This is a genomic window from Undibacterium sp. FW305-107 (genome assembly GCF_058788535.1).
This window is the reverse complement of sequence record NZ_JBYTAV010000013.1, coordinates 116,273-133,297: the sequence shown is the minus strand read 5'-3', so window position 1 is coordinate 133,297 and position 17,025 is coordinate 116,273. Positions and strand designations below refer to the sequence as shown.

Here is a 17,025-nt window from a genome sequence, read left to right as displayed (position 1 = left end):
GCCGAGCTCGAACAATTTGCCGCAGCCAATCCCACCATCAACATCCAGACCAGCTACCCTGGCCAGACCAGGACAGCATTTGCGTTTAAAGTGGGAGGAGCAGCAGAATACCAGCTGACGCCACACCTATTCCTGGGTGGCAAGATCAGTGCAGACAACTCAGGGGATTTCAACGACACCTCAGCAGCGCTTTACCTGCGTTACAGCTTTGAGCCACGCAAGCCCCCGGTGACATTCCCGCCTGTTGCTCCCAAGGCTTACTACCAGGGTAACTGAGTCAGGGTAATTAAGGAATTTTTAGAAAGCAAGAAATCGTGAACGTCATGAAATCAATTATTCAAATTCTTGGCACCAGTTTGCTGGTACTGAGTACCTTTACAAATGCGCATGCGCAAGACCCGAATGCAGAAGGGCGCAACTTCCTCGCGGAAGGAAATAATGGTGCAGCCAGCAAGAAATTTGCTGAGGCTGCCAAGATCAATCCATTTGATGCTTCCGCCCTGAATAACCAGGCGGTTGCTCTTGCTGCGCAAGGCGACAATGAAAAAGCCCTGAATTTGCTGGAAAGAGCAAACCGCCTGGCACCAAATCGTGCTGATATTGCTGCCAACCTGAATGAATTGCGTAACTGGATGAACCGTAATACGCCACAAGTGGCTGCCATGCAAAGAAAAGCCCCTGTGCCTGGTGCTTATCCAAATCAGGGCGATATTCCACCAGAGCCACCCCCATTGTGGAAAAAATGAGTAAGAACGAGTATAAGTGCGTATAAGCGTCAAAAAATGAATAAGCTTATTTCGGGAACATTCTTGCAAATTGCTGAATTCTGAGGCACTATAGTTTTGAAATACTCGTTTTGGCGAGTAAAACCATGCAAAAATAATCATTGAGCCGAATACCTACGCAAATATTGATATGAAACACATTGCTTTCTTTTTCTTCTTTTATTTTAGCTATTCCAAGCCAAGGGCGGTGGAAAGACGGTAAGCACTCGAAGAAAAAGAGTTAAACCAAAATTCTAAAAAACCGCCCGATCAGGCGGTTTTTTTTTGCCCTTGCACTTATTACCAGTAAATTGCAATCAGGCCAGAATAGAAATTGAATAGTAATTAGCTTTACCAATCAGAATTTTGACTACATTTACATATTTTATTTTTTAAGAAATTCTCAGGAGAAAACATGCAACGCACCGATGATTTACGCATACGCGAAATGAAGGAACTGGTTCCACCCTCACACTTGATACGTGAGTTTGCCTGTTCCGAAAAAGCGTCGGAAACCGCAGCCAATGCCCGTACCTCCCTGCATCGCATCCTGCATGGTCAGGACGACAGATTGATGGTCGTCATAGGCCCATGCTCCATCCACGACACCAAGGCAGCGATGGAATATGCACAGCGTCTGGCAGCAGAGCGGCCACGTTTTGCCGGTGAACTGGAAATCATCATGCGCGTGTACTTTGAAAAACCACGCACCACAGTCGGCTGGAAAGGGCTTATCAATGATCCTTACCTCGATAACAGCTTCCGCATCAATGATGGTCTGCGCATTGCCCGTGAATTGCTACTGAATATCAATGAACTGGGCCTGCCTGCTGGCACTGAGTATCTTGATGTGATCAGCCCGCAATATATCGCTGACCTGATCAGCTGGGGGGCAATTGGTGCCCGCACTACGGAGTCCCAGGTTCACAGGGAGCTCGCATCCGGCCTCTCTTGCCCGGTGGGATTCAAAAATGGGACAGACGGCAATGTAAAAATTGCCGTTGATGCGATCAAGGCTGCATCGCAGCCACATCATTTTTTATCAGTCACCAAGGGCGGCCATTCTGCCATCGTTTCTACCAACGGCAATGAAGATTGCCACATCATCCTGCGTGGTGGTAAAACGCCTAACTATGATGCCGTCAGTGTTGATGCTGCCTGCAAGGACATCGCCAGCAGTGGCCTGGCATCACGTCTGATGATAGATGCGTCGCACGCCAACAGCTCAAAAAATCCTGCCAACCAAATCCCGGTTTGCGCTGATATTGGCAAACAAATCGCCGACGGCGACACCCGTATTGTTGGTGTCATGATTGAATCCCATCTGGTCGCAGGTCGCCAGGATCTGGTGCCCGGCAAAGAACTGGTTTATGGGCAATCAGTGACTGACGGCTGCATCGATTGGGAGTCGAGTATCAAGGTGCTTGAAGGCCTGGCTGAATCTGTTAAACAAAGGCGTTTGAAACAGGCTTATTAAAGCAGGTGAGCCAGCAGTTATTGTGACTGCTGGCGAACATGTCGAGATGATTTGAAATTGATGGAGGACCACTACCACAGAAGGTAATGGATTTGCGCGTAGTTACTTTAATACCGCTTCGTCAAAGTCATCTGATCCCCTTCACGGCGCATTTCCATACGGTTCAGGAAGGACATCCCCAGCAAGGGAACGTTGAGACCTTGTTCGATGATAGAGGCTTCGACCTGATGCAATTCAACATCACCGATTTTTACCGTATCCAGTTTGACGAGATAAGTGGGGACTACGCCGCCTGCGGTACTGGCGCTGCCTTGCCTACCTTGCCTGTAATTAATACCTAGCCTGATTGCATCTGCAGCTGGCAAAGCGATCAGACTCGCACCAGTATCCACCAGCATATTGATACTGATACCATTGATCATGGCCGGTGCCGTGAAATGGCCGCGCTCACCTGCCTTCAACACAACGCTGTTACCGCTGCTTGGTGCAGACCGATGTACGGTTTGTCCCATGGTCAGCACTTTGCGCTTGCCATTGATCATGACAGTCGCTGATTCGCGGTCAGCATCAATGAGCTTGGTGTCGCCACTGACATTGCTGCCAACGGTATAGGTTTTCGGTGGCGCACCATCTACCACCAGGATAGCTTTGCCCGGGAATAAACCGACCACACCTATATCAGTAGCGTGGGTCAGTGCAGTACAGCCCAGCAGACCCAGCATACTCAGGAATTTCAGATTCTTCAAAGGCACGCGCATACCGGTTCAGTCGCGGAAGTTATTGAATTCCAAAGGCAGGTCCTTGATTTCCTTACGCAGCATGGCCATCGCTGCTTGCAGGTCATCGCGCTTGGCACCTGTCACACGCACAGCATCACCTTGTATGCTGCCTTGCACTTTCAGTTTGCTATCCTTGATGGCTTTAACAATTTTCTTGGCATCTTCGGTTTCTATACCGTTTTTAACCTTGATGCCTTGCTTGACTTTGTCACCACCAATTTTTTCTATCTTGCCCATGTCCAGGAAGCGCACATCAACATTGCGTTTGGCCAGCGTCATAGTCAATTCTGTACGAACCTGGTCGAGATGGAACTCGGAATCACCATAGATCGTCAATTCACGGTCTTTTTGTTCGACTTTGGCGCTGCTGCCTTTCAGGTCAAAACGGTTGGTGACTACTTTATTGGTCTGATCAATGGCATTCTTGACATCAACCATATTGGCTTCGGAGACGGTATCAAATGAGGGCATCTTGCTTCCTTGCGTAAAATAATGAATTAAGCGCCATTTTAGCAAATGCAGGCAGGCATGAGAGAGCAAAGGCTATAATTTGGGTCTTATGACGAATTTACTCACATTTTCAGCAGATTACTCTCTGCAAAACCTCAATACCTTTGGCATAGCGGCCCGCGCCCGCCAGTTTTTGCGTATAGAGCAACTAGCGCAACTGCAAGCCATCTTTGCGGATGCACAGCTCAAAGCCCTGCCACGTCTGATATTGGGTGGTGGCAGCAATCTTGTTTTGTCTGATCAACTGGATGCCCTGGTCTTGCAAATGGGCTTGAAAGGCAGGCAAATCCTTGGTGAAGATGAGGATTATGTTTATGTACAAGCCGCAGCAGGCGAGAACTGGCACGAATTTGTATTGTGGACACTGGAACAAGGGCTGGGTGGGCTGGAAAATCTGTCCCTGATACCTGGCACCGTAGGTGCTACACCCATACAGAATATTGGTGCCTATGGAATAGAAATTCAGGAAGTCTTCACCAGCCTGACAGCGTTTGATTTTGTGACTGGCGAGTTGGTCGAGATCGATAAAGCCAGATGCGGTTTTGCCTATCGTGACAGTATCTTTAAGCGAGAATATAAAGACCGCATGGTCATCATCAGTGTGCGCCTGGCGTTGCCAAAACGCTGGCAGGCTAGATTAGGCTATGCCGATGTCGCGCAATATTTGAGCCAGCACCAGATCGATAATCCAACGGCAAAGGATGTCAGTGCTGCTGTCATCGCCATACGCCAGGCCAAATTACCTGATCCAGCCCTGATAGGTAATGCGGGCAGCTTTTTCAAAAACCCGATTGTGCCTGCAACCCTGCGCAACAGCTTGCTGGCCATTTATCCCAAACTGGTTAGCTACCAACAGGATAGCGGTGATTACAAACTGGCAGCTGGCTGGTTGATAGATCAGTGCGGCTGGAAGGGCAAACAATCAGGCAGGGCAGGCGTGTATGAAAAGCAGGCCTTGGTACTGGTTAATCATGGTGGTGCCACCGGGGCTGAGGTGAGGGCACTGGCACAGGCGGTGCAGGCGGATGTCTGGGCTAAGTTTGCTGTTGACCTGGAGATAGAACCAGTATTTTTTTGAGCCTGCCAGTCCGCAGATACGACGCCACTCTGAAATCTATGTAAGTACACATCATATTGAATTTTTCATGTCAGAATCTAACACTACAAGTAGTACAAGTGAGTCTGGAGAAGCTGGTGAGAGCCAGCAGCCAGTTATTCTGCTTCCATCCTCAGAAAGTACTAATGCAGAACAAAAACCAGGATGGGGACATTTACTGACTGAAGCAGTGAGGGTCAGTTTATTACGGGAGCCACGCTGGGATAGCGTGCCCGTTTCACCGTTTATCATCTTCGTTCTGGTGATTGGTTATGTACTGAGTGGGGTAGGGTTTCAGCGCATGGCGATAGCGGGTCCTGCCGATTTTAATTTTCGTGCTATTGGTGCGGGCTGGTTTTCCTTTGCAGCCTGGGCATGGTTGTGTTTCAGTTTGCGTCGTTATCCTCGCAATCCAGATGGAGCAAATCACAGTACTGCACCCAGTGCCAGCCATTTGTTTGTGCTGTCCATGGCGCAAGGCTTATTCCTTAGCGTGATCTTTTATTGGCCCCTTAGCCTGACGATGCGCTTTGGATGGCTGAACTATAATGCTTTGAGTCTTACCATGAGCTGGTTGCTTTACCTGGCTCCGCTGGTACTGATGATAGCTATTCAATCTGTCCTGCTATGGCGTGCAAGTGACCGCCGTGCATCATCCATTTTTTTGGTGTTGCTAGTGATGATTGGTAGCTCTGCGATACAAATCGCTACCCGTCCACCGCAATTCTGGTTACCCCAGCGTGTAGATGCCAACGACGAAGAGACCGGAGAAAAATCACTGGAGATCAGTCAGGAAGTTTTTGAGCAACAAGCAGCGCTGTTGAATCAAAAGCTTGCCGATATTCAAGCCCAAAGACCAGGCATCATTGATCTGTATAGTCTGAGCTTTGCGCCCTATGGCGAAGAGAATGTCTTCCTGAATGAAACCAGCATGGTCACGCAAGTGATGGCAAACCGTTTTGACGCTGAAGGACGCAGCCTGCAACTGGTGAATAATCCGGGTACCGTAGACAGCCTGCCATGGGCTACTCCACTGAATTTGCAGCGTGCCATACAGCACGTGGCCAAACGTATGGATGTCAATGAAGATATCCTGTTCCTGCACATGTCTTCGCATGGTGCCAGTGACGGTGAGTTGTCCGCCGGGTTGTGGCCGCTCAGCGTTAAATCGGTCACACCAGAAGACTTGAAAGGCTGGCTGGATGAGGCAGGTATCAAATACCGCGTTATCTCAATTTCAGCCTGTTATGCGGGTAACTGGGTGGCACCTTTGTCGGATGCGAATTCTCTGGTCATGACGGCGTCAGATGCCGACCATACTTCTTACGGTTGTGGCAGCAAATCCGATCTCACCTTCTTTGGCCGTGCGATGTATGACGAGCAATTGCGCAACAAGACCCTGTCTTTTGAAGCAGCGCATGCAGCGGCAAGGCCCATCATCAAGCAGCGCGAAGAAGAAGCAGGCAAGAGCGACGGTTATTCCAATCCACAAATTGCTGTCGGTGAAGAGATTCGCGGGCGTTTGAAATTGCTGGAGCAGCGTTTGCAGGCGCAAAAACCTGTGAAGCCTGATCGTATTGCTGTCATCAAGAGTACACCATAAATGATAATCAGCGCCGTGGTCACAGGTGCTGATTATTTAGTGTCAGCGATGTCGCTTGCGGTAAATGACAAAGATCCGCGATTAATGCCAGACTTGATCGTGGCTCAGTTATTGCCGCGTATGCGCATGACACGCTCGCTGCCTGAAGGGTGGCTGGACATATAGGGTGACACGCCAGGTGCCAGGGCTTCCAGCTTTTCAAACGCTACTGCCAGATGTTCACGGGCGATGCCATTGGCATCCAGCATTTGCATGGCGTAATCATCCGCCTCAGTTTCGGCATCGCGCGAATATTTCATATCCAGCATCACGGTCGGAATATTGGCAATTACTGCCGAGACATCACCAAACAGCAGGGTCGCAATAGCACCCACGGCCGAGCTTTGTATGATGCGGCGTGTCAGGTGACGTTCGTGTAAATGTCCCAGTTCATGTGCCAGCACGCCCATCACTGCATCATCATCTTTCATCAACGCAATGATTTCGTCGGTAATGATGATGTCACCAGATGGCAGGGCAAAGGCATTCGGCCCTATAGCACTTTTGCGGAACACCAGTTGATATGTGGGGCTGCCATCGCGTGGTGGCCGCAGGCTCCGGAAACGAGTACGCAGTTCAGCTTGCCTTGCTGCAGGCAGTTTTGACGGCTGGAATATATGCTTGTCCAAAAACTCCAGCACACCATCACCCAGCTTGCGTTCTACCGATACCGGAACGGAAAATGCCACGGCACGTGACGCGGCGGGCAAACCATAGACATAACCCAGGGTCAGTGTGATGATGACAGCGGCCAACGCTGCCAGTGTACCTGTCCAGCTTTGCTGGAGTTGAACAACGGCAGAATCCTGATAACCTGTACTTTCCAGCATCGCATTGAAGGTAGCATGATCCGTAATTTCCAGATAAGCATCATCGCTGAACGTGACTTTTCGCGGAGCATGACGGGTACGTTCTGATACCCGCAGTTCTGCCAGTGGGCAACTGCGGGTGACACCTTCATTCAAATCATTGGTGATTTCGCGCACATGGGCTACGTCGCCCTGCACCGAAAATTCTACATGACGCAGGCGCGAGGTTTTGCCATCAAAATAGATGGCGGTAACTTTATTCATAGAGATAAATCAAAATCCAGTAAATCAGCCATGCCTTCGCCAGTTGCATTGACCTGCTCTTGTGTTTCGGCGATGAAATCGTCCAGGCTGCCATTGACTTCCAGCTCCAGGCTTTCAACACGGTAGCGCAAGGAACGAATCTGTGCAAACGGAATAAACAAACCAAGCGTGCATACAATGCCAAGTACATTGGTAATGGCGATGAAAGTCATGCGACCCCATTTCAGATTATTTTTAAACTGATGGTCGCCCAGCTTGGTGTGATTCCAGATCAGGTTTTGCAGTAAAGTCAAAAAGATGGGGTAGATGGCGAACATCCAGAAATACAGTGCAGAGATGAACAGACCAAATGAAGATGCTACGCCAATATCGAATTTATCTCCACGCATGCCAGTACTCAGTGCAAGCAGAGTGCTGCCGAAACCTACGCAAATAACAATGATGCCCGCCAGCATAATGCCTATGCCGACCAGATAGGCCCAGTAAAACTGACCAACTCTTGCATCAAAAGAAAAATGCGTGCTACCGAAACGACTTTCATTGTGCTGGAATTTTTTCAATCGCTGGTGGAAGAAAGGTGCCAGCAAATACAAAGTGATACCAGCCAGGAAGGGCCAAAGCAAAAAAGTGGTATACGCCTGTTCAGCACTGCCACGAAAACCAAAACGTATGCCACGGTAGCTGGAGTTATACAGCTTGAACTGCAAACTTTTCCAGACCAGCCAGGGCACGATGACGATCATCATCAACAGCATGGCAAAGCCAAGACCAATAGAGAATTTGAATGCCAGCTGATAGCCAAAGAAAAATACAAAGGCGACTATACGACCTTTGAGTATGGCGATGGCATTGCCATGATATTCAAAACTGCTGCCGCCAAGATGAGTACTGGAATACATATAGCGGTTGCGGCGTACTTTAGCCCAGGCTGAGTAAATGCCCAGGGTGATGATACTCAGCAATAAATTGACTATCCAGATGCGGAAATATTCGCTGCCGCTCCCCTTGAATTCAAGTTGCAATGTGCCAGATGGCGTCTGTTGACTTGCTGAAAAGTCATTGCTTTGAAAGCTATCCATGCGAGTGTTTTCCCCATGTACTTTAATTTTTTTAGAGCATGGACGATCGCATGGGGTTGGTATTAAGTCAAGTGCATTAGCGTTGAAGACAACCCGGCTGCGGCTGTTTCAACACAAGCCGCAGCTGAAGTATTAAGCATTTAAAAACTTTGCTAATGTATCTTTTTCCAGGTGGAAATAGCAGTAGTGCCATTGCCACTGGCGCTGGCTGGCACCCGGTAGCTAAGTACGTCAGCCTTTAACTCAAATTGCCTTCCCTGTTCACTGCCGTCCCAATTCGGGAAGGAGGCATGCTCTATCCTGAAGACAAGTACATTTCTCTCGGTGTCGATATAGCAGCGACCATAGTGTGAACTGGTATCCAGGGCTGCTGCACGGTATTCTGACTCTGTGCCCTTGCGTTTATCACCTGCGGCAAACTTGCTGCGTTCTGCCTTGTATATCTGCAAGGAGTAACGGCCAGTGCCGTCTATGATAAGCATACCTTGTGGATTTGGGCCAAAGGTTTCGCCACGGCTGCCATCGGCACGGATTTCAGGTGCGGCTATCAATGACCAGGTACCCGTCAGGTATTTTTGCGCCTGTTCATTTCTGTCTATATCTTGTTCCGTGAAAGCGCAGGCTGGCAAACTCATGGCAACAAGGCCAATCAGACTGGCGGTATTCTTGAATATTTTATTCATATTAGTTCCCGGTTAATCCAGCTTTTGCAGTAGCACTGACAGCCAGCAGCAATTTGCCTGTGGTATGACGCGATTCGAGATCAGCATGTGCTTGTGCGGCTTGCTCCAGCGCATAGACCTGATGTATGCGCAAACGCAATATGCCTTCTCGTAACCAGCCCAAAACGCGTTGACTACGGTATTTGATGCTGTCGGCATCTGCGATGTGATGGGCGAGTGTGGGGCGGGTAAAAAACAGTGAACCCTGACGGCATAAATGCATGGGATCGACAGGCGGCACGTTACCGCTGGACTGCCCAAACAAGACCAGGCTGCCCAGTGGGCGCAGTACTGCCATGCTGCCAAGATAGGTGTTCAAGCCGACGGAGTCATACACGACGTGCACGCCTTTTTGCTGTGTCAAATCCCTGGTGGCGGTGACGAAGTCCGTTTCCGTATACAAAACCACATGGTCGGCCCCGGCAGCTGTCGCCAAGGCTGCTTTTTCTGGATTGGAGACGGTACTGATAACAGTTGCCCCTTTGTGTTTCAAGACCTGGGTCAGCAACAAGCCGACGCCGCCAGCACCAGCGTGCACCAGTACTGTATCGCCGGGTTGCACGCGATAACTGGTCTCACATAAATATTGCACGGTGACGGCTTGCAACATCGCTGCAGCAGCTTCTTTTGTGCTGATTTCTGCTGGCAAAGCGATCAGTTTCCAGGCTGGAATAGCCAGGTATTCAGCATAAGAACCGGGCTGCGACAACCAGGCTACGCTGGTGCCAGGGGGCAGTCCGGCATTACCTTCGACTACTATACCCGCGCCTTCAGCCCCCGGTATGCAGGGCAGGGTAGCCGGGTTTTGTCCGTTGCGTTGATATACGTCGGCGTAGTTGACGCCGGCATAATCAACACGCACCAATACTTCGCCTTCTTTGGGAACTGGCATGGGGAGGTCGCGTACTGCAAGTACTTCTGGCCCGCCTTGTAAAGCTAATTGTATGGCTTGCATATTCTCTCTCTGCTGAATTGTTCAGAACATATATCTAGTGGTTTGAATTGCTGGTGTGTAGCTTAGTCAAACTCAACCAGAAAGAAAATTGCTGAAAATTTCGCCTGGACTGTGCATAATTGCACCATGATGAATTGGGATGATTTACGTTATTTTCTGGCGCTGGTCGATTGCGGTACATTGACTGGGGCGGCCCGCCGTCTGCAGGTAGAACATACGACGGTTGCCCGCCGCATAGATACGCTGGAAGCAGCACTCAAGCTACGTCTGTTCGACAGACTGGTGCGTGGCTGGCAACTGACCACAGAGGGGCATGAGCTGGTCGAGTATGCACGGGAAGTGGAAGAACGCTGGTTCAGTTTCGAGAGAAAAGCACTCAGTGCCAGCAAGATGGAAGGCGTGGTGCGTATTTCTGCACCGCCAAGTCTATCCACTTTTGTACTCGCCCCCCAACTGAAAAATTTGTGTGCCAGCCTGACAGGCGTGGAACTGGAATTGCTGGCCGAACGCCACCATGTCAGCCTGGGCAAACGTGAGGCCGATATCGCTTTGAGAATGGCCCGCCCGCAAACAGCGGGTCTGGTGATCAAACCGCTGGCGAGCATAGGCTATGGGCTGTATGCCAGTAAAGCCTATCTGAAGAAACATCAACAGCAGGATTGGGAGTTTGCAGCTTACGAAAAAAATTCCGCCACCCCCCATCACCAGTGGCTGGAAGATTATCTGGGGCAGCGTAAAGTCATACTCCGCAGCAATGATCAGATGGTACTGGCACAATGTGCGGCTGCTGGCCTTGGAGTAACGGTGATACCCCATTATTTGCGCCAGAGCCATCGCGACCTGTGCTCTATTGAGCATGAAGCCTGTCCCTTGCGAAGAAAGCTCTGGCTGGTCATGCATGATGATGTCAGGCGCTCACCCAGGGTGAGGGCAGTGGCAGATCATTTGATTGCCTTGTTTGCCAGTGAAATGATGCAGGCTACGCTGGTTTGATGAGGTTTTTGCAAATTTTATCAAATAAGCGCTAGCTTAATATTGCTGCACTGCACGCATAAGGTCTGAAAGCAGTATCATGTGGTTTTAGGCATTTGATGTGTTGCCAAATGAATACTTTAATTATTATCGATATGCAAAATGCCTGGTTACATGGCGTAACCCCGCGTTTTGACAAGGCAAATGTGATTGCCCGTATCCGCCATGCGGCTGACTACACCCGCGAACACGGTGGTCAGGTCATCTTTGTGCGTCACGCCAATGATGATGCATTGGTTGGTTCTGCCGGATGGGAAGTCATACAAGAATTGCCGTTCACCCCCGGCGATGTATTTGTCGATAAAACTGCCTGTGACTCTTTTGCCGGTACGGGTTTGCTCACACATCTGAAAATCACAGGGGCCCGCACTCTGATTATGTGCGGTCTGACGACTGAATTTTGTGTAGATACCTCAATACGCGCAGCAGCCTCACATGGTTTTGACGTGATTGCCTTGTCGGATGCACATACGACAGGTGACAGACCTCATATGAAAGCAGACAAAATAGTCGAACATCACAATTGGGTGTGGTCGAATATTGCCACTCCCGTCAATAGTCGCGTCATGGTACGCACCACATCAGAAGTGTTTGGCCCTCACTTCTGATGTCATTCCATGAGGTGAGTATTCGTTCAACTCACCTTCCATACGATGATGGATGTGCACCGTACTTATTTGGCACAACCCAATTCTTTCAAGCTGGTCTCTATATCTCGCCTGCTATTCGCCTGGGTTTCCATTTCCTGCGCCGAGCCGCCAGCTTTTTGAGCGCTACGCAAGCTATTGATTTGTTTGCGGACTTCCTCACATTGCTTTTGCTTGCGGGCAGCTTCGGTGGTATCTGGCTTGCTGCTGTCTTTGGGTGTTTCACCATTCACGGCTTTGCGCTCTGCCGCCTGATGGCGGCTGACTTCATCATCATTTGAACGGGTGCCAAATTTGCGCTCGGCTTCTTTCTCAGCCATGCAGTCGCTTTCGATTTTTATGCGGATGTCATTCGCGTTGCCTTTCATGGCATAGACATCTGCAATGATCTTGCGTTGCTCGGCAGTTTTAGCGTCAGCCTGCAGTTTATCTTGAAAACCGCCGCCTTCCTTGTACCAGATCACCTTCTTTGCTTCTTCGCCGCGGCGTACGCAATTGCCGTCCAGTGGAAGCTTGTCTGAAGTAGAGGGACTGGGGTTTTTCTTGATCAGTTGACTGGGCTGCCCGGCGTCACAGGGTTTGTCCTGATAGGTGCTGCCACAACGATACAGGTTTTGCGCCTGTGCATATCCAGGCAAGACGCTGGCCTGTAATAACAAGGGGATGGTGAGCGAAACAAGAGCGGGGATACGCATACTGTTAACCAATGCAGGGGAAATAAAGACATCACTTTAGCATTCTGCCTGCGTGAATGGTGAGGTGTAAGGACAGAGATGCTGCCAGTATTTGTAAATTGCGTAACATTATCCAGCAAATACCTTGTCAGGATTGCAGGCCATTTTATTTAAATGATGATTGACATCTAAAAATATGACGATCATAATCTAATCAAGTTGATTGATATTAATTGATCGATAAAACCGAAATCTTCATTGCTTCATTTGTGACATCAACTTAATCAAACCCGTCTTATCTAAATTAACTTAAGGAATAGTCATGGAACTTAACAATACCGTCGCATTCGTCACCGGCGCTAACCGTGGTTTAGGCCTGGCATTCGCCACGGCCTTGCTGGAAGCCGGCGTTAAAAAAGTCTATGCTGCTGCCAGGGACCCTGCGCAAATCACATTGCCTGGCCTGCACCCCATACAACTCGATATCACCAATCAACAGCAAGTAGTGGCGGCAGCCCAGGCTTGCGGTGATGTGAACCTGCTCATCAACAATGCTGGCATCGCCCAGCCATCGCCGTTTCTTGCCGATGACAGTGCCACCGCCATCCGCACACAGTTTGAAACCAATTTCTTTGGCATGCTGGCGATGAGCCAGGCTTTTGCTCCGGTGCTGAAAGCCAATGGTGGTGGCGCCTTGGTTAACATGCTCTCGGTCTTGAGCTGGATTAATTTGGCTGGCATTAATGGCTATAGCGCCTCCAAAGCTGCGGCATGGTCACTGACCAATGGTTTGCGCAATGAATTGCGCGGGCAGGGGACGCTGGTAGTGGGAGTGCATGCCGCCTTCATAGACACTGACATGACGCAGCATATTGCCATGCCGAAATCCAGCCCGCAGCAAGTGGCAAGTCAGGTGCTGGAGGCAATAGCACAGGGGCGCGAAGAAGTATTTGCTGATGAAATTACGCGACAAGTCAAGCGGGCACTGTCGCTGGATTCAGCACCTTATCTGCGTGAGGGTGGTCAATAAAGTTCAGCGATGTGAATTGGCGTAGAAGTGCAATGACAGCCTTTGTCGGGTTATGATGCAAAGCTCCTAATCCGGTAAAGGACGTGCCCGTGTCTGGACTTATCCGTAACTTCCTGACGGTCGTACTGGCCTTGTTTTCTTATTGCGTAGTCCGCCGCCGTGCAACTGCAGGTGATCGTGTCACTTCGTATTTCTGGATTACGCCATGGGATACTGGCATCAGGACTTTGAAGAGTGATAAATACTTCCAGCTTGCAGAATCAGCACAACTGGACTTTGTCATCGAAACCGCTTTGTTGCGGCCCATGCTGAGTAGCGGAACGGTTTTTGTCAATGTGTCGCAGCTTGTCAGCTTTATGAAGCCTGTGCATATGTTTCAGCGAGTGCGGGTGGACACTCGCATCTTGCATGCAGATGATAAATGCGCTTATTTTTCGCACGAAATTTATATGCGTGATGTGCTGCATGCCGAGGTGCTGGTCAAGATGAAATTCAAGCGCGGGCGTTTAACGGTCGATCCATTTGAATTGCTGGGCTTGCGTTTTGAAGAGCAGTCCGCGCAACTGTTAGCCTGGAACCAGGCGCTGGAAGCAATGGCATCATTACGAAACACATCGGAATAAAATTATCGCCCGCCAGACACATCAACAAAACTGCCAGTGATATAAGAAGCCGCATCACTCAGCAAAAAGCTGATGGCTGATGCCACTTCTTCCGGTGCACCGCCGCGCTGCATGGGGACATTGGTTTTCAGTCTTTCAACCCGGTTGGCTTCGCCACCATCGGCATGCATGGTGGTGTAGATCAAACCTGGCCGCACGCTGTTGACACGTATGCCTTCAGCTGCCACCTCTACCGACAAACCTTTGGTCAGGGTATCAATCGCTCCTTTTGTCGCCGCATAATCAATATACTCATTGGCTGAACCCAGTCGTGCTGCTGCCGATGATACATTGACGATAGCCCCACCTTGACCGCCATGCCTGGTCGACATGCGTTTCACTGCTTCGCGACAACATAAAAAATAACTGGTGACATTGGTGCTGAGCAGGCGGTTGATGCGTTCAGCCGTCAAATCTTCCAGCCGGCATTGCTGCATGAGGATGCCTGCGTTATTGACCAGCGCACCTAGTTTACCGAGTCGCACATCTATCTCAGCAAACAGGCGCACGACTTCCACTTCGTTGGCAACATCAGTCTGGATGGCAATGGCAGTGCCACCTTGCGACTGTATCTCTTGCACGACTTGCTGTGCAGCTTCATGATTATGCAGATAATTGACGCAGACTGCGTAGCCAGCAGCGGCCAGTTGTTGTGCAGTAGCAGCACCTATGCCGCGACTGCCACCTGTGACTAATGCAACTCTTGCGACTTTTGTCATGGCTACTCCTTCTTATTTGATGAGTGAAATCATGCATCAAAAATGCGAAAAATAATTCGTCATAGCATGGTAACCGGGATGAAGATTTTTCGCAGATGGCGTAGAGTTTGAAGTTTTTTTTGCGGATTGGGGAGTGTGCATGACGCACCCCACTGTAATGCATCCCCTGCAGTTGCGAGGGGGATGCTGTGGGTAATTAGCCTTTGCTCCGTGCTTCTATCACTTCCCATTTTTCCAGCGCTTCCAGCAATTGCTCATCAATTTCAGCATGGCGTGCATTCAATTGATTGGCTTGCTCAGGGCCGTTTTTATACAGATTGGCATCGGCCAGTTTTTCGGTAATGGATGCCTGCTCGGCTTCCAGTGCAGCAATCAGCTTTGGTAATTCTTCCAGTTCGCGCTGCTCTTTGTAGCTAAGTTTTTTCGGCTTGGCTGCTGCTGGCGCGTTCATGGTCGATACTGCTGCCACGGCTGGTTTTTGCTCGGTCTTTGTTACCTTGACGGCTGGCACGGTGCTGCGATAGCGTTCCCAGTCAGTGTAGCCACCGATAAATTCACGCCACTGGCCTTCGCCTTCAGCAACAATAACCTGGGTCACTACATTGTCGAGGAAGGTGCGGTCATGGCTGACCAGAAAGACCGTGCCAGTATATTCTTCCAATAATTCTTCCAGCAATTCCAATGTATCGATATCCAGATCATTGGTCGGTTCATCCAGCACCAATACATTGGCTGGCTTGGCGAACAGGCGTGCCAGCAACAGGCGGTTGCGTTCACCACCAGACAAGGATTTAACTGGTGAGCGTGCGCGCTCAGGCGCAAACAAGAAGTCACCGAGGTAAGACATCACATGTTTACGTTGGCCATTCACTTCTACCCAGTCACTACCTGGCGCAATCGTGTCTGCCAGGCTAGCTTCCTCATTGAGTTGCGCACGCATCTGGTCAAAGTAAGCGATCTGCAATTTGCTGCCTTGTTTGATGGTGCCGCTGTCTGGCTCGTCCTGCCCCAGAATCAGTTTCAGCAAGGTAGTTTTACCGGCACCGTTCTGGCCGATGAGCCCAACCTTGTCGCCACGCAAAATAATGCTGGAGAAATCATCGATGATGACTTTCTCGCCAAAACTCTTACTAACATTTTCCAGTTCGGCCACGATCTTGCCTGAACGTTCGCTAGAGCCTACATCCAGCTTGACCTGGCCTTGCTGTTCACGACGGGCGCTGCGTTGCAGGCGCAATTGCTCCAGACGCTTGACGCGGCCTTCGTCACGTACGCGGCGGGCTTTGACACCTTTGCGTATCCAGATTTCTTCCTGCGCCAAAAACTTGTCAAACTTGGCGTTTTCTACTTCTTCATTTTCCAGCAAATCCGCCTTGCGGGTCTGGTAAGTCGTGAAATTGCCAGGGAAAGAAGTCAGCTTGCCGCGATCCAGTTCTATGATGCGGGTCGCCACATTATCCAGGAAACTACGATCATGGGTGATGAACAGCACACTGCCTTTGAAGTCTTTCAGCAGAGCTTCCAGCCATTGTATCGATGAAAAGTCCAGGTGATTGGTTGGTTCATCCAGCAGCAGGACGTCAGGCGCACTGACCAGCGCACAAGCCAGGGCAACGCGCTTTTTCATACCGCCCGACAGCGTACCCATGATAGCGTCTTTCGACAGGTTCAGTTTGTCCAGCGTGGTTTCTACCTTGTTACCCAGGCTCCAGGCATCGGCCGCATCCAGCTTTACCTGTATGTCATGCATGCGCTCCATCAGGGCATCATCATTGTCGCCGCCAAACTGCCCGGTCAGTGCTTCATATTCCTGCAACAGGGCAGGCAGCTCACCCAGACCGGATGCAACTGCGTCAAACACGCTAAGCTCCATGTCAAATTGCGGCTCTTGCTCAACATAGGCGATTTTGATGCCTTGCTGCATGACCAGCAGGCCATCATCAATCTTGGATGTGCGGGCAATAATCTTCAGCAAGGAGGACTTGCCCGTGCCATTACGCCCGATCAGGCCTACGCGTTCGCCTGCTTCTATGGAAAACTCTGCATGATCGAGCAGAGCAACGTGACCGAATGCCAATTGGGCATCGCTTAATGAGATAACTGCCATAAAACCCTGTGAAACCGGCATCAGGAAGATGCACGGACATAAATTAGAGAAAAGCAG

General features: G+C 50.0%; 18 protein-coding genes. 9 read left to right on the top strand and 9 right to left on the bottom strand.

Features of this window, described 5'->3' with window-relative positions; translation table 11 throughout:
- From AC3WQT_RS25285 to aroG, 3 genes are all read left to right on the top strand, one after another.
- Positions 1 to 276: cellulose synthase subunit BcsC-related outer membrane protein (locus AC3WQT_RS25285; protein WP_492708228.1), on the top strand; the 276-nt coding region annotated here is incomplete at its 5' end.
- A 47-nt stretch (positions 277 to 323) separates the two neighbouring features.
- On the top strand, positions 324 to 746 hold the full coding sequence (locus AC3WQT_RS25280) for a tetratricopeptide repeat protein (RefSeq protein ID WP_492708226.1): 423 nt from the start codon (positions 324 to 326) through the stop codon (positions 744 to 746).
- Positions 747 to 1,179: 433 nt separating this feature from the next.
- Positions 1,180 to 2,241, top strand: a complete 1,062-nt coding sequence (gene aroG / locus AC3WQT_RS25275; protein WP_492708224.1) for a 3-deoxy-7-phosphoheptulonate synthase AroG — start codon at positions 1,180 to 1,182, stop codon at positions 2,239 to 2,241.
- A gap of 107 nt (positions 2,242 to 2,348) precedes the next feature.
- Here the strand turns inward: aroG and AC3WQT_RS25270 are convergent, their stop codons facing one another.
- Complete coding sequence (locus AC3WQT_RS25270; RefSeq protein ID WP_492708223.1) at positions 2,349 to 2,999, bottom strand: retropepsin-like aspartic protease family protein; 651 nt, start codon at positions 2,997 to 2,999, stop codon at positions 2,349 to 2,351.
- Between the two features lie 6 nt (positions 3,000 to 3,005).
- The gene (locus AC3WQT_RS25265) at positions 3,006 to 3,491 is read right to left on the bottom strand and encodes a YajQ family cyclic di-GMP-binding protein (protein ID WP_492708221.1); all 486 of its coding nucleotides are present in this window, start codon (positions 3,489 to 3,491) and stop codon (positions 3,006 to 3,008) included.
- An 88-nt stretch (positions 3,492 to 3,579) separates the two neighbouring features.
- Here AC3WQT_RS25265 and murB point away from each other — a divergent pair, with 88 nt between their 5' ends.
- On the top strand, positions 3,580 to 4,608 hold the full coding sequence (gene murB, locus AC3WQT_RS25260; protein ID WP_492708219.1) for a UDP-N-acetylmuramate dehydrogenase: 1,029 nt from the start codon (positions 3,580 to 3,582) through the stop codon (positions 4,606 to 4,608).
- A gap of 67 nt (positions 4,609 to 4,675) precedes the next feature.
- Positions 4,676 to 6,229 (top strand): C13 family peptidase, encoded by a 1,554-nt coding sequence (locus AC3WQT_RS25255; RefSeq protein ID WP_492708217.1) that lies wholly within the window; start codon positions 4,676 to 4,678, stop codon positions 6,227 to 6,229.
- 104 nt (positions 6,230 to 6,333) lie between these two features.
- On the opposite strand, the gene AC3WQT_RS25250 is transcribed toward AC3WQT_RS25255, so the two are convergent.
- The 4 genes from AC3WQT_RS25250 to AC3WQT_RS25235 form a co-directional block, all read right to left on the bottom strand.
- Complete coding sequence (locus AC3WQT_RS25250; protein WP_492708215.1) at positions 6,334 to 7,341, bottom strand: M48 family metallopeptidase; 1,008 nt, start codon at positions 7,339 to 7,341, stop codon at positions 6,334 to 6,336.
- Positions 7,338 to 8,420, bottom strand: coding sequence for a YjgN family protein (locus AC3WQT_RS25245; protein WP_492708214.1), 1,083 nt, complete (start codon positions 8,418 to 8,420; stop codon positions 7,338 to 7,340). The genes AC3WQT_RS25250 and AC3WQT_RS25245 overlap by 4 nt, the downstream gene beginning before the upstream one ends.
- A gap of 152 nt (positions 8,421 to 8,572) precedes the next feature.
- A complete protein-coding gene (locus tag AC3WQT_RS25240) occupies positions 8,573 to 9,103 on the bottom strand; it encodes a lipocalin-like domain-containing protein (RefSeq protein ID WP_492708212.1) in 531 nt (176 codons plus the stop codon).
- A 1-nt stretch (position 9,104) separates the two neighbouring features.
- A complete protein-coding gene (locus AC3WQT_RS25235) occupies positions 9,105 to 10,097 on the bottom strand; it encodes a quinone oxidoreductase family protein (protein WP_492708211.1) in 993 nt (330 codons plus the stop codon).
- 126 nt (positions 10,098 to 10,223) lie between these two features.
- Here AC3WQT_RS25235 and AC3WQT_RS25230 point away from each other — a divergent pair, with 126 nt between their 5' ends.
- Both AC3WQT_RS25230 and AC3WQT_RS25225 read left to right on the top strand, forming a co-directional pair.
- Positions 10,224 to 11,090, top strand: coding sequence for a LysR family transcriptional regulator (locus AC3WQT_RS25230; RefSeq protein ID WP_492708209.1), 867 nt, complete (start codon positions 10,224 to 10,226; stop codon positions 11,088 to 11,090).
- Positions 11,091 to 11,200: 110 nt separating this feature from the next.
- Complete coding sequence (locus AC3WQT_RS25225) at positions 11,201 to 11,737, top strand: isochorismatase family protein (RefSeq protein WP_492708207.1); 537 nt, start codon at positions 11,201 to 11,203, stop codon at positions 11,735 to 11,737.
- Between the two features lie 65 nt (positions 11,738 to 11,802).
- Here AC3WQT_RS25225 and AC3WQT_RS25220 read toward each other — a convergent pair whose 3' ends face one another.
- Positions 11,803 to 12,471, bottom strand: coding sequence for a hypothetical protein (locus AC3WQT_RS25220; protein ID WP_492708205.1), 669 nt, complete (start codon positions 12,469 to 12,471; stop codon positions 11,803 to 11,805).
- A 301-nt stretch (positions 12,472 to 12,772) separates the two neighbouring features.
- Between AC3WQT_RS25220 and AC3WQT_RS25215 the strand changes: the two genes are divergently transcribed.
- Positions 12,773 to 13,480 carry an SDR family oxidoreductase gene (locus tag AC3WQT_RS25215; protein ID WP_492708203.1) on the top strand — a complete coding sequence of 236 codons (708 nt, stop codon included), beginning with the start codon at positions 12,773 to 12,775 and terminating at the stop codon, positions 13,478 to 13,480.
- An 89-nt stretch (positions 13,481 to 13,569) separates the two neighbouring features.
- Entirely contained in the window at positions 13,570 to 14,103 is a 534-nt protein-coding gene (locus AC3WQT_RS25210) for a thioesterase family protein (RefSeq protein ID WP_492708201.1), read from the top strand.
- 2 nt (positions 14,104 to 14,105) lie between these two features.
- Here AC3WQT_RS25210 and AC3WQT_RS25205 read toward each other — a convergent pair whose 3' ends face one another.
- Together AC3WQT_RS25205 and AC3WQT_RS25200 are read right to left on the bottom strand one after the other, a co-directional pair.
- Entirely contained in the window at positions 14,106 to 14,861 is a 756-nt protein-coding gene (locus AC3WQT_RS25205) for an SDR family oxidoreductase (RefSeq protein ID WP_492708200.1), read from the bottom strand.
- Between the two features lie 196 nt (positions 14,862 to 15,057).
- The gene (locus AC3WQT_RS25200; RefSeq protein WP_492708198.1) at positions 15,058 to 16,968 is read right to left on the bottom strand and encodes an ATP-binding cassette domain-containing protein; all 1,911 of its coding nucleotides are present in this window, start codon (positions 16,966 to 16,968) and stop codon (positions 15,058 to 15,060) included.
- Between the last annotated feature and the right edge of the window lie 57 nt (positions 16,969 to 17,025).